The organism is Aequoribacter fuscus (assembly GCF_009910365.1).
GTDB classification, from domain to species: domain Bacteria; phylum Pseudomonadota; class Gammaproteobacteria; order Pseudomonadales; family Halieaceae; genus Aequoribacter; species Aequoribacter fuscus.
This window is the reverse complement of the sequence record NZ_CP036423.1, coordinates 581,200-594,394: the sequence shown is the minus strand read 5'-3', so window position 1 is coordinate 594,394 and position 13,195 is coordinate 581,200. Positions and strand designations below refer to the sequence as shown.

Genomic DNA, 13,195 nt, shown 5'->3' with positions numbered 1-13,195 from the left:
ACCCAGTTCTTTCCTGATAGCTCGCTTGGCTTCCCAACTTCCCGCCGCCTTGAGCGGAATTTTTATTTAGGTGTAACCCAAGCAGACGCCCGCAACCCAACCTTTGAGCGCGCCAAAGATTCGTACCACGCCCGCAGACTAGGGTATGTATCCAAGCGGGGCAATCCGTAACGCAATCCGAGGGCTAATCGGGGAAATACAGCACAATCAGCAAGTGAGGGTTGAGGCCCGGCTAACCACCCCCCCTCGTCAATTTTCGATTCAACAAACGCTAGGGACGCCAACCAATTGGATTCACAGCGCGCCATCAGAGCCTCATCCAAATCGTCGGGAGAACCATCGCGATGTTGAAACACCCACTGTTTGGTCCCGTCGCCGAGAACACTATTAGCATAGTCATGCCACTCCCAAGCGGCATTTGACTCTAGATCGAGATTGCGATCAATTGGAGCGACAGCAGATAAATGACGAACAATCTCTTCTGAACCACAGACAATCTCACCTGAGTCGTCTAGGACGGGAACAGTGCCCGCCGGATTCAGGGCAAGAAAGCAATCAGGCTTATGTTGCGTGTCGATATCTTGAAGTTCGAGAGCCAAGCCTTTGAAAGCCGCCACCAAGCGCACCTTCCAACAAAACGGGCACTCCGGCTTATTATACAGTTTGAGGCTCACGCACGATCCTTAGCAACCGAGAGCAAGAGGGCGCGCGCTCTCGAGCGGATGGCAAGGCCGGCGCGAAACTCACTGCCAACGCACCAACGCACCCACGCACCAACGCACCCACGCACCAACGCACCAACGCACCAACGCACCAACGCACCAACGCACCAACGCACCAACGCACTCAAATATACTACACCTCAATCCCGTTTTTCTTCAGACGATAAGCGAAAGCCGGCCGCGTCATACCGGCCAGTCGCGCCGCTTTCGAGACTTTACCGCCACCTCGCTCTAAGGCTTTTAACAACAGCGTCTTTTCAAGATCTTCTAGTCCTAGCTGATTATCGAGCATGTAGCCGGCAATATCTTTCGTGCCATTCACAAATGTTTTCTGATCATTACTGGTGAGGGAGCCATCGTCATCCACTGTATGGCTGGTCTCGACCACCGAACCAATGGAAGGACCCAAAATCAGATCCATGCTGATGTAGCCACCAGACTCGGCCAAAATTAAAGCGCGCTCCATAACATTCTCGAGCTCTCTGATATTGCCGGGCCAGTGGTAGGCCTTGAGCATTTCGAGCCCTTTGTCCGATACACCGCGTACCTTTTTACCGTAAAGCACCTGATACTTGTTTAGAAAGAAATCAACGAATAACGGGATATCCTCTTTACGCTCGCGCAGAGAAGGAATGCGAACCGGAAAAGCACTCAGACGGTAATACAGGTCCGAACGAAAGCGCCCTGCGGCCACCGCATCACTCAGATCTTCGTTCGTTGCCGCAACCAGGCGAATATCAATCTTACGAACGGTATTGTCACCTACCCGCTCAAACTCTTGCTCTTGCAGCACGCGCAACAGACTCGCCTGCGCTCGAGGTGTCAGTTCAACCACCTCGTCTAAGAACAAAGTACCCGTATCAGCGCGTTCAAATCGCCCTGGGCGAGAGGCATTTGCTCCGGTAAACGCCCCTTTAACCACGCCGAACAACTCAGCCTCGATCAGATCCGGCGGAATCGCAGCACAGTTCACGGCAATAAAGGGCTTGTCGGCGCGATCTGAAGAACGATGCAATGCGCGCGCCATGACTTCTTTACCTACCCCCGTCTCACCGAGCAGTAAAACAGAGACTTTACTGTCGGACGCACGAGTCACCATCTTGAGGGCATTTTTAAACGGCTTTGACTCTCCAACGACACCGGCAAGGGTATCGCGCTCCATCAAGGAATCCTTGAGGGCGTTAACGTGTGTCTGCAGCTCAAGGAGTTCGTCTAAAACCGGGTCTTTCTCGTAATAGGACTTAATTTCCTCGTAGTTGTCCCATTCTCTTGCCTCCATTCCCACGCCAATGCAGTGGTCGTGAGCACAGGCGCGGCAGGCAACCTCTTGAAATATGATTTCTTTCTGCAGAAGCGTCGATGTATACCCACTGGCATAGCCCGCCAAATTCCAGCAGCCGGGTTCGTCTAAGATTCCGAGTTCTACCTGGCTGATTTCGACCTCATAAGAATGATTCCAGCACACCTCGCAGTAGAATGGTTCACCGTCTTCACCAAGCTCAAGCTTACAAACCTCGGGCAGAACCATACCGCGTAGCGCATGCAGCTCTGGCCCAATCATAAAACGTTCGAGCAAGGTAGAATTGGGTTTCGAGGTTCGCGCCAGTTCACCGTCAAGCATGCCAAGCTGGTAACCAAGACGAAGAAAAAACGCTTTGGTGCGCTCACGCCCCAGGGTTTCGAGCACTTCTCTTCGAAATTTACCCAAAGCCGTTTGAGAGAAGAGCATGACGCGCTGCTCGTTTAACCAAACTTTTCCCTCAGCCCCCGAGAAGGTGATGTGGGGGATTACCTCATCTACATTTAACTCTGTAGAACCCGTCGACATCGCATAACCTATTTTTTTATTGTCGTTGTGGACTGCTGTATTCACGCGTCCTCTCCGGATTCTATAACAGGCTTACAAAGTTATCTATTGAGGTTTTCTCGCGCTGCCAGTTCGGCTGCTCGAGCTGCCGCTGCTGGTTTCCCCGCGATACCCCACCGCTCGGGTGACACCATATTGCAAACCCCGCGAATCAGAGATCGATCGGCCTCGAAACACTCAACTAATACATCGGTGATTCGCTCCAATACAGCGTGCTGCTGAGAGAGTGGACGCCCTTCCATTAAAAAGGCCTCGAAAAATGGCGCCAGAACCCCCGAGTCAGAGGTCACTTTTCCACCCACCGCGATAAATTCCGCGGGATAGTCGTGAATAAAGATTCTTACTCGCTCAATCGGACTCTCGAGGACCTCAGCGTAGACTTGGCTGGCTCGCTCTAAAAAATGATGAACTTGTTCTTGCGAATAGGCGCTCGTCTGCAAATGCACCTGCATGATAGGCATGTGTTCTCCTATGGCAGACCGTGACGTCTACCTGAATCCATAAATAAGGTACTTCCCGCCATCGCTCTGGCATTCGGGTCGAGCAGTACCGAAATACCCCAGACGATACTCTCGACTGAGGTGAGTTCTTTGAGTGTTGACTCCGAGGCCATTTGCTCAAGCACCTCGCCTATGGCTAGGCCATCCCGATCCGCCCGAGTTTGAGCCACAGCGCGCAATCTCGGAGTATCAGCCGGCCCCGGCGCCAGCATATGCGCGGTGACGCCGCGCTCGCCGTACAGCCAGGAATATTGGCGAACCAAATTCACCAGCGCTGCATTCGCAACACCGGGACCCGCAGCGTAAGCGGTGGGTTCAAAACCATAATGACCTCCAATCGCAATCAACCGCGCGTTTTCGGTGAGATGCCTATCCACGGCCCGTACCAAGCGAATAAATCCACCCACCTTGATATTGAATGCCATATTCAAGGCATCGGTAGGCGCATCAACAATACCACCCGCTGGCGGTACACCTGGCGCGTGGATCACCGCTCGAACAGGGCCGTCTAGACACCCCCGTATCGAATCGGCAGCGGAGTCTTGGCTGATATCGGCTGCGCACAAAACCAATCGGCTCGTGCTGGATGCCATAACCTCAAGATTTGCAAGGCTGCGCGCGACCGCCACAATGCGGTACCCGCGAGCCAGCAAATCGCTGCAAAAAGCTCGCCCCATTTCGCCACTGGCGCCTACGATCACTATAGTTTCAATAGACGCCATAGCCCTTAAGCTCCAGCCTGAATCGCTTGGCGTTCCTTCAGCATGGTTAAAGCAGTATCTTCAATCATGTCCTCTTGACCACCGATCATCTTCTTACGGCCTAGCTCCATCAGAATGTCGCGCGGCGGAATACCATATTTCTCGCCCAAGCGATTCGCGTGAAGTAAGAAGGTAGAGTAGACGCCCGCAAAACCCAGCGTGAGTGACGATCGATCGACACGTACGATGTGGTCCATCATCGGGAAGATGATGTCTTCGGCCATATCCATCAAGGCAAAAAGATCACAGCCCGTCTTGATGCCAACCCGCTCACATACTGCAACAAAGCCCTCGAGAGGGGTGTTACCCGCGCCCGCACCCAAGCCGGCAACGGATGCGTCAATGCGCGTAGCACCAGCCCGAACCGCCTCGATTGAGTTCACTGTCCCCATACCTAGGTTATTGTGGCCGTGGAAGCCAATTTCGGTTTCTGGTTTTAATTCATTGCGAAGCGCGGTCACAATCTCAACCACGTTTTCAGGAATCATATAACCGGCGGAATCCGTCACATAAACGGTCTGAGCACCGTAAGACTCCATCTTTTTGGCTTCTTCGACCAAGCCCGCGGTGGTGTTCAAGTGGGCCATCATCAAAAAGCCCGCTGTATCCATACCCAACTCTCGAGCACAGGCGATGTGCTGTGGCGAAGTATCGGCTTCTGTGCAATGGGTAGCGACATGTACCGCCCGCACACCGTGCTCATATGCGGAGCGAAGTTCGTTCATGGTGCCCAAACCGGGTATCAACAAGACTGACATTTTCGCGCGCGTCAACACGGGCGCCACAGCATCCCAGTACTCTTCGTTCGCGTGCGGTGCAAAGCCATGCTGCAGTGAATTACCCCCTAAACCCGCGCCATGCGATACCTGAATAATTGGCACACCCGCCTTATCAAGCGCAGCGGCAACCGTACGCATTTGCTCGGTGGAAATCTGTTCTTTCTTAGCGTGCATACCATCGCGTAAGCACATGTCGTGGACAATAACGTCACGCACTACTTCATTACTCATTAGGCGGCCCCCTCTAACACAAACTCACCTTTCAAAATTTTCTCTGCGTACATTTCTGCCGTTCGGCAGGCTGCCGCCGTCATGATGTCTAAGTTACCGGCATAAGTTGGTAAATAATCACCGAGGCCAGCGACCTCCATAAACACACCCACTTTATTGCCTTCGAAAACGGGGCCGTTCACCAGCTTGTACCCAGGCACATAGCGCTGTACTTGCTCGATCATGTCCATCAAGGACTTCGTGATCGCTTCTTGATCTGGCTCATCATCGGTTAAACAGTAGATGGTATTGCGCATAATCATCGGAGGATCCGCCGGATTGATGATGCAAAGCGCTTTACCTCTGCGCGCCCCACCCACTTTGCAAACCGCGTTTGAAGTCGTGTAAGTGAATTCATCCAAATTCGCTCGAGTACCGGGGCCGATCGACTTCGAAGCGAGACTGGCAATGATCTCGGCGTATTCAACAGATTGAACACGGCTAACACCGTGCACGATCGGGATCGTCGCCTGGCCCGCACACGAAATCATATTCACGTTCATGGTGTTTTCGAGCTCGTTCAAATTCACCGGAGGTACGCACAAAGGCCCAATTGCAGCCGGTGTCAGGTCAACCATGAATACGCCTAGCTCGTTCAACTTGCGCGAATTTTCGGCGTGCACGTAAGCCGAAGTTGCGTCAAAAGCGATCTGAATTCCATCTGCTTTAACGTGGGGCAGCAGGCCGTCAACACCTTCCGCCGTGGTCTTCAGACCCATATCTCGCGCTCGGGCAAGCCCCTCAGATTCTGGATCAATACCCACCATCCAAACGGGCTCCAAGAACTCACTACGCTGAATCTTGTAGATCAAATCGGTACCAATATTCCCCGATCCAATCAGGGCACATTTCACTTTATTTGCCACAAAAAGGCTCCTCTTACTTCGTATTCGGCTGACTAGCCGACGTTACAGTTTGATACATACATTGCGGAGCTCGGTGTAGAACTCCAAAGAATGAACACCACCTTCGCGCCCGATACCGGATCGCTTCGAGCCTCCAAAGGGCGTTCGCAAATCTCGTAAAAACCACGAATTTACCCAGGTAATACCCACTTCAACCGAGCCGGCGACGCGATGTGCTCGCCCGATGTCATTAGTCCAGATCGTGGTTGAAAGGCCGTAGTCGGTTGCGTTAGCCAGTTCGATCACCTCTTCTTCGGTATCGAAGGGGCGTATGTGACAGCAGGGCCCAAAGATCTCATCTTGCACCACCGATGCGGTCTCAGGCAGATCAGTCCAGATAGTCGGTTGAACCCACGCACCGCTTGCAAGCTCTGCTGGCATATCAGGTACGCCACCACCGGTCACGATCGTGGCGCCCTCATCGGCCGCTTTTTGATAGTAAGACAGCACCTTCGACTGATGCTCTTTGCTGATCAGTGGGCCATACGTCGTACTATCGAGAGCCGGATTGCCGGGCACAAAGGCCTCTGCTTTGTCTTTAAGCGCAGCCACAAAACGATCAAAAATGGGGCGCTCCACATAGACTCGTTCCGTGCCCAAACACACTTGCCCCGTGTTCAAGAACGCGCTGCGGGTGATGCCTTCGATCGCTTTGTCAAAGTCACAATCCGCAAATACGATGCCGGCATTTTTTCCGCCCAGTTCGAACGACACATCGCGAATACCCTTCGCAGCTGCGGCCATAATCGCGGCACCGGTTTGGGTTTCGCCGGTAAAAGTAATCGCGTCCACGTCTTTATGTGATGTCAAAAACTCACCGGTCGAGTTTGGCCCCAACCCGTGTACTACGTTGTACACGCCATCGGGAATACCGACGTCTCGCATCACCTCAGCCAACAGCGTCGCCGTTGCGGGGGTTTCCTCAGAGGGCTTTACAACCACTGCGTTACCGCAAGCCAACGCTGGCCCAACCTTCCAGGTCATTAATAAAAATGGCGCATTCCAGGGGCAAACTACAGCAATTACCCCCTTGGGAATTCGAATTGCGCTGTTAATGGCGCCGCGTCCATCGGGTGTCGCCATCTCAAAGGTTTCTGTCGGCACGTTTTTTATGACGTCCGCAAAAATCTTAAAGTTAGCTGCACCTCTAGGAATGAATACGTGCTCCATTACGTGTTTAGTCTGCCCAGTATCTTGCATCTCAGCGGCCACAAACTCATCGAAACGGCGCGTAATTTCATCAGCAACGGCATACAGCTTAGCAACGCGCTGCTCTACGGTCATTCGCCCCCAAGGGCCCTTCATAGCGGCTTTCGCTGCCTTAACGGCGGCATCGACATCCGCTTTGGATGCTTCGCATATGTCGGCGATATGAGCATTGTTCAGGGGACTGTATTTTGGAAAACGCTCCTCGCTTTCAACAAATTCCCCGTTAATAAAGTGGCGATATAGGCCAGTCATAACAACTCCAATAAAAAGACGGGTGCCGAGCCAGCCTCGGCACCCAGAGAAGACCTAGCGGCCTTTCACACGCATGTTCTGCACAGTGAAGAGCGACTCAGGATTGAGTTCTTTATCCACCTGCCCTTTAAACTGAGCCGTGGTGCACTTCATTTGCTGTACGTTGATCATGGTCACACCATCGTCGATCGAAACACCTGAACCCTTGTTCACAGGTAAGTGACGCTCGGGGTTCGCCTGACCGATGATGAAGGTCTTCCACAACTTACCTGCGGCATCGTAAATATTGGTGCGCGGAATCGTGAAAGTCTGAGCATCGATATAGTGAACGCGTTTGCTCACAGGGTGCCCTTCCATTACGGGAGAAGACTCAAGTACATAGGCCTTGCGCAGCTGCCAATTCACCTGTGGGTAGCATCCACCTTTGTCACCCATGGCCACGACTTGATAACCTTCATCGTCTTGGTGCGTCTCGGGATCAAGCTCCACTTCATCGTGATTGAAGAAGGGCAACATAACATCTTGGGTTCCCAAGTAAGTCCAGTTCATGTCTGAAACACGGCCGTTGTAGCCTTCAAAGTCTTCGATCATGAGCTGCGAGCCAAGGAAGGCGTCGGTAACCTGTTCTGTTGCTAGACGACGAACACGACGTTGGAAGCCTAGGTACAGGTAGCTGTTATCCGCTTTGCGATCATCGATCGAGCGCTGGATCAAAAGCTGCGTGTTTTTAACATCAAACGGCTCAAGCACCTGCACGTAGATAGCACGATATTTATCATCGCCCGGAATCAATTCGGGTTTTGGATCCTGATTGACACGACCTTTAAAGTTCAAGAAGTGGAAGTTGAACTTGAGTGTGCGCTCAATATTGCCCGAATCCATGTCTCGGTACTTCCAGTAGAAAGGGTAAATCGCGGCGTTGTCTCCCCAGTTATAGCCGTACTTGTAGTTCCAGGCGAGTTTTTCCCCCGCGCGAGGATCGTCTTTGCTCGGTTCCTCTACGAATGGGCGACCTGCGACCCAACCACTGATTTGCCCTACTTCCTCGCCCAAGCTGACTTTACCCAGACCATCTGCAGTCGCCTTGACGTAGTTGGGATGCAAATCAAACGAGGTCGTCGCTGTAACGGGCATCTCAGTCCATCCCTTGCTGATGTGATCAAACATCACGGGGTCAAGAATGCTTTCGAACTGCGCTACGTTGCCTTGGTTAATGACCATACCTTCCGACAAACCATTAAAGCTCGGTACGCCATTTTTGTATGGATAGAACGAACGCTGAACATCTTCTTGAGTCGGTGCAGCTAATGCTGAACCGGCTACCATTGCGGCGATGGCGCTCGATAGAATCGTTGTCAATTTCATAATAAATTCCTCATTTTTATGTAGCGCAAACGCTGTACCCAGCCGTTTGCGCGTCGTTTGTTTAGAAGCGGTAACGAATAGTCAACTGAACTTCGTCTTCTTTCTCAGCCATGCCGAGGGGGCCTGAACGGAAACGACCCAGAGGCTCAAACCCAGTCAAACCGGCTGAACCTGAAATCAGGCCATCGGCGCCGTGCTCTGGCAGACCTGGAATAGACGTAGTGAAGGGTCCCCATGGGTTACACAGACGACAATCATCGAACTTCTCGTCGCCACCACCGGTTTTGATGTTCGCACCAAAAATCAATTGCCAGTTGTCGTTGATCAACCAGTCAATTTTCGGAGCAAATACCGTCGCGCCGGCTTTGAAGTCGTGCGCCATGATGAGCTCTGGACTCAAACGGTCGCTCAACCACCAGCCTTTAATCAGGAATGTCGCAATGAAGTTCTGCTCCCAATCAGGCATACCAACAGTGCCCAGCGTCGCTTTTTGAGTTACGTGATCCTGAATCTGCTGACCAAATAGCTGAGCCGACAGCAAGAAGGCTCGCGTTGGGTTGATCGATCGGATAAAGACGTTCTTATCCAAACCTACAACAAAGCGGAACACATCATTTTCTGAGTAAAGCTCTGGCTCAAGCGTATTAGCGAACTCCTCACCCTGCGAGTACGCCGCCTCGACACGAATTACCGTGTCAAGTTCTTGTGAGTAATAGTCAAGTGAACCACCGACCATGTTGACGCGTGGGAAATAAACATCGAACGCAATCAGATGATCCCAAGTTTGCGCGGGGCCACCGGTAAACGCATTAACGACCGGAACACCACCCGCTCGCAATGAGGGAAGCTGCGAACGGTAAGTCATGGCATTAACCGACCAGCCCAAATCTCCGTATACACCCTCGACTTTCAGGCCTAGCTGTGTGTTATCCAGACTCCACTCAGGCATATGGATTTTGCGAATACCAATGGCCTCTGGGCCAAAGTTCGTCGCCAACAAACCTAAGGAGGGATCCGCTGGATCAAATGGCGCAAAGTTGGCAACGGTTCCGCCGTTATCCCACAGATTTTTCATGCCGCGAAGGAAACAGCCGGCATCCAAAATCACGTAGGGTGAGCCACACTGGCCAAGGTTATTAGGGCGAAACTCATCGAAGTTCCACACAATCTGCGCGTTGAGGTCATCAAACGCACCCGTTGGGCCAAAACGGAAATCCGTTTTCAGCATCCACATGGGAATACGAATGTCTTCGAGCTCGTCGTAGATATTGTGTCGCGAGAAATCGACCGGGTTGATGATGTCGAGCACGCGGAACAGGTCGGTTCGACCCCAAATCACCTGCTGACGCCCGAGACGGAAGTTAATTTCATCGTCGCCCTCTAGCAGCAACGTGGCGTCTACATAAAGCTCGCGCAGCCAATCAGCACGATCGCTGTAAAGCTCTGGCATAGCCAGCTCATTACCGTCGAAATCGAGGTAATCGTTCAAACAACCACGGCTATCGGTATCACAGGGTCTCACAGGTACGCCAAAAGCGACGCCGGCACCATGCGGATGCAGATGCTCACCCAATGTGATCATGCCTTCGTTGGGATTGTTCGGGTAGCTATCAACAAAGGTGTTGTTCAAAAGCAAACCGGAAACGGCACCGGCAGGCGCGCCCACGATTTCCTCAACACGAGGTCCCAAAATGTTGATTACCGCAAAATTACCCACCGCAAGACCGCCTGCAGGTCCAATTCCGGGGCTGTTTGCCTCGATGGTTGTCGGTGCACCTAAATTGGCAAGACCGAGTGAGTTAACAAAGGCTTTGCCGCCCGCTTTGTCACCATAGGTGTCTTCGTTTAGCTTGTAGACGCCGTCGTAGGTTACACGAACCGTGCCGCCCACGCTGACATTAGAGAATGGGCCCACATCGCCAACAAACTTGAGCCCTTCAAGCTGAGCACCCGTTCGAAACTTGGTCAACCCGATATCTTTACGCGTATGCGTCACCTGCTCAACAAAACCCGCCCATTCGGTATCATCGGCGATCGTCGGCAAGGAGTTAGCCCCGAAACTCGTCGCTACGACCGTAGCGGCAAGCGCGAGGAATTTAGATTTTGAGCGCATATATTTGCTCCTCTTTCCCTGGTTTTTATTGCTTATTTACCCGGCCGCTGTGAACGCGCCACATTGGCCGGAATTTCAACTTCACCCCCTCTGGTGAATAATGCCGTCCTCGTCTACTTCGACTTGGTCAACAAACTTGGGTTTGAACACCAACACCCAGGCAGGTATCAGCAGCAAAGCTGCAATGGCGTTCAAAATAACCATGACCGACAGCAGCAAGGCTGCGTCCGCCTGGAAACGTAAATCCGACATGAAAATCCACATGACAATCCCCGCAATGAGCGTCATCGCGGTAAAGGTGATGGCGAGACCCGTGGTCGACAAAGCGCTGCGAACAGCCTCCGTCAGAGACCCCATCTTCAGCCGCTGCTCTCTTATGCGGTCCATCATATAGATCGAGTAATCGATCCCGACTCCAACCCCCACGGCGATAATCGGCACGGTGTTGATGTTGATACCCACCTCGGTGATCCCCATGTAGGCGTAGGTCAGCGTGGTCGCAAACAACATGGCCAAGAACATCAGAAGACCCGCATGAAGCGATCCGTAGAAGACCATGACCGACAAGAAGATGAACAAGAACACCAGCGGCAGGACTGTTTTGTTGGTTTCGAAAGCGGCTTCGTTCATCGCCGCAGTCACACCAATGGTGCCGCCCGCTAGCCGAATACTCAGCCCTTCAACTTTGCCCTCGTTCTCGGCAATCCACTGCTTAGCGGTATGAATCGCACGACGAATGGTTTCGCCCTGGTGGTCTTTATAGTAGAACACCAAGTTCGCCACGCGCTCCTCGGAATCGACAAACTCTAAAGTCGCACCGGGGATGGGGCTCGAGGCCATATACGCGAACAGCAAGCCACCGACATACAGATTGTCTTTGGGGATCTGCTGCCACTTGGGATCATTGTTGTGCAGCAGGCGATTCACCATCTTAACGAGGTCAGGCAAGCCCTTTGCACCGCCCACTTCAGGATCGAGCAACATGTGCTTTTCAAGGTCTGCCAGCGCTGCCAGCACCTCGGGGCGCTTCATACCCTCTTTGTCGACAGTCTCTGCCACAATGTAGAGTTCTTCCGATCCCGGGAAGGTGTCATTCACCTTCTTAGACGACACGTTGTAATCGTGATCGCGATACAAAATAGGCGAACCAGGCTCTGACTCTCCGATCATCACGTGCGACGAAAAGACACCGCCGACGCACAGGGCGATTGCAAGCGCCACGATAACCGCTTTGGGTGAACTGCTCACGATCGATGCAGACGCACCTCCCACGGCACGCAGAGCACTCTGATGCAACTGGGTTCGCTTGGGCTTCGGCAGAATCGAAAGCAAGAGCGGCACGCTGATAAGAACCGTGATAATGATGCACATCGCCCACAACGAGGCGTAGTGCGCGAGCTTGGTGTTGAGCGGAATCGAGCCAACGGCAATAAGCAGAAGACCGATCGCATCCGAAACCACCCCCAAGGTGCCCGGGCGGAATAAGCTTTCAAAGGTAGCTCGTGCGGCCTCTGAGGCCACATCGCGCTCACTCAGTTCGGCGTAATATCGCTCGACGATTTGAATCCCGTGCGACATGGCTCGAGCCGATATCAAGAAGGGAATCACCAAACCCAAGGGATCTAGGTTATACCCGAACAGAGAGATAATACCTAAGCCCCAAATGGTCGAGACAAGCACGCCAGCTAAGGGTACAAGCACCCCATAAGCCGAGCGAAAATGCCACACCAGTAAAGACACCATGATCAGTGCCGTAAAGGCCAAAATTTGATAAATCTGATCTTTGTAGTGATAGGCCCAGCCAACCAAAACCGGCTGCCCAGTCGCATAAATTTGAAAGCCCTGCCCTTCGTAACTGGCGCGCAGTTCTTGCAACTGATTAAAGGTATCTTCGTAGTCAAGCTGACCTTCGTTCAGCTGGGCTTTGATTAGCGCCATTTTCATATCGGGCGATACGAGCGGACCATAAACCTGAGGGTTTGCGACCACCTCTTTCTTCAAACTCGCTAGCTGCTCGTCGGACAGTAAAGGGTCGAGCGGCTCGTAATAGGGCTCAGAGACAATGTTACCCATTTCTGTGAGCCACACTTTACGCACCGTCCGATGAGTCAAACTGCTCACAAGGTCGTGGTTCACTCCAGGCAGGGAGTCAACCGCCAGTGTAAGCTCATGGATTAACTTCAGGGCTTCATTACTGAATACCGTGCCCTCTTCGGCTTCGATACCGACCACAATAACGTTGGCACCACCAAAGCTGTCCTTGATTTCGTTGTGGAGCTGAATATAGGGGTGCGATTGCGGCAACAGATCAGCGAAATCGGAATACATTTTGAGGGCAGGGATTTGTGCCGCAAAAAACAAAGTCGCCACCAGCACCGCTGATAAAAGCGTGCGCGGATGACGAAAGACCGCCAGCTCGATGGAGTGGAAAAAATGCGTTACTTTGGACATG

General features: G+C 52.6%; 10 protein-coding genes. All 10 read right to left on the bottom strand.

The features are described 5' to 3' along the window. Positions 1-62: 62 nt before the first annotated feature. Positions 63-674 (bottom strand): glutathione S-transferase family protein, encoded by a 612-nt coding sequence (locus EYZ66_RS02715; RefSeq protein ID WP_083814425.1) that lies wholly within the window; start codon positions 672-674, stop codon positions 63-65. A 181-nt stretch (positions 675-855) separates the two neighbouring features. Further along, on the bottom strand, positions 856-2,595 hold the full coding sequence (locus tag EYZ66_RS02710) for a sigma-54-dependent Fis family transcriptional regulator (RefSeq protein ID WP_009575227.1): 1,740 nt from the start codon (positions 2,593-2,595) through the stop codon (positions 856-858). A 35-nt stretch (positions 2,596-2,630) separates the two neighbouring features. Then, positions 2,631-3,050, bottom strand: a complete 420-nt coding sequence (locus tag EYZ66_RS02705; RefSeq protein WP_009575226.1) for a tautomerase family protein — start codon at positions 3,048-3,050, stop codon at positions 2,631-2,633. A gap of 8 nt (positions 3,051-3,058) precedes the next feature. Next, entirely contained in the window at positions 3,059-3,811 is a 753-nt protein-coding gene (locus tag EYZ66_RS02700; RefSeq protein WP_009575225.1) for an SDR family NAD(P)-dependent oxidoreductase, read from the bottom strand. A 5-nt stretch (positions 3,812-3,816) separates the two neighbouring features. Next, positions 3,817-4,860, bottom strand: a complete 1,044-nt coding sequence (dmpG, locus tag EYZ66_RS02695) for a 4-hydroxy-2-oxovalerate aldolase (RefSeq protein ID WP_009575224.1) — start codon at positions 4,858-4,860, stop codon at positions 3,817-3,819. Beyond that, complete coding sequence (locus EYZ66_RS02690; RefSeq protein ID WP_009575223.1) at positions 4,860-5,765, bottom strand: acetaldehyde dehydrogenase (acetylating); 906 nt, start codon at positions 5,763-5,765, stop codon at positions 4,860-4,862. The genes dmpG and EYZ66_RS02690 overlap by 1 nt, the downstream gene beginning before the upstream one ends. A 42-nt stretch (positions 5,766-5,807) precedes the next feature. Further along, positions 5,808-7,265 (bottom strand): 2-hydroxymuconic semialdehyde dehydrogenase, encoded by a 1,458-nt coding sequence (locus EYZ66_RS02685; protein ID WP_009575222.1) that lies wholly within the window; start codon positions 7,263-7,265, stop codon positions 5,808-5,810. Positions 7,266-7,319: 54 nt separating this feature from the next. Next, positions 7,320-8,630: a DUF1329 domain-containing protein gene (locus tag EYZ66_RS02680; protein WP_009575221.1), complete on the bottom strand. Its 1,311-nt coding sequence runs from the start codon at positions 8,628-8,630 to the stop codon at positions 7,320-7,322. Between the two features lie 61 nt (positions 8,631-8,691). Further along, positions 8,692-10,743 (bottom strand): DUF1302 family protein, encoded by a 2,052-nt coding sequence (locus tag EYZ66_RS02675; protein WP_009575220.1) that lies wholly within the window; start codon positions 10,741-10,743, stop codon positions 8,692-8,694. A gap of 81 nt (positions 10,744-10,824) precedes the next feature. Beyond that, on the bottom strand, positions 10,825-13,194 hold the full coding sequence (locus EYZ66_RS02670) for an efflux RND transporter permease subunit (RefSeq protein ID WP_009575219.1): 2,370 nt from the start codon (positions 13,192-13,194) through the stop codon (positions 10,825-10,827). Between the last annotated feature and the right edge of the window lies 1 nt (position 13,195).

Coding starts and splice junctions, on each gene's coding strand:
- EYZ66_RS02705 (WP_009575226.1), bottom strand. CDS start 3,050: ATGCCTATCATGCAGGTGCATTTGCAGACGAGCGCCTATTCGCAAGAA.
- EYZ66_RS02670 (WP_009575219.1), bottom strand. CDS start 13,194: ATGTCCAAAGTAACGCATTTTTTCCACTCCATCGAGCTGGCGGTCTTT.
- EYZ66_RS02685 (WP_009575222.1), bottom strand. CDS start 7,265: ATGACTGGCCTATATCGCCACTTTATTAACGGGGAATTTGTTGAAAGC.
- EYZ66_RS02675 (WP_009575220.1), bottom strand. CDS start 10,743: ATGCGCTCAAAATCTAAATTCCTCGCGCTTGCCGCTACGGTCGTAGCG.
- EYZ66_RS02700 (WP_009575225.1), bottom strand. CDS start 3,811: ATGGCGTCTATTGAAACTATAGTGATCGTAGGCGCCAGTGGCGAAATG.
- EYZ66_RS02680 (WP_009575221.1), bottom strand. CDS start 8,630: ATGAAATTGACAACGATTCTATCGAGCGCCATCGCCGCAATGGTAGCC.
- dmpG (WP_009575224.1), bottom strand. CDS start 4,860: ATGAGTAATGAAGTAGTGCGTGACGTTATTGTCCACGACATGTGCTTA.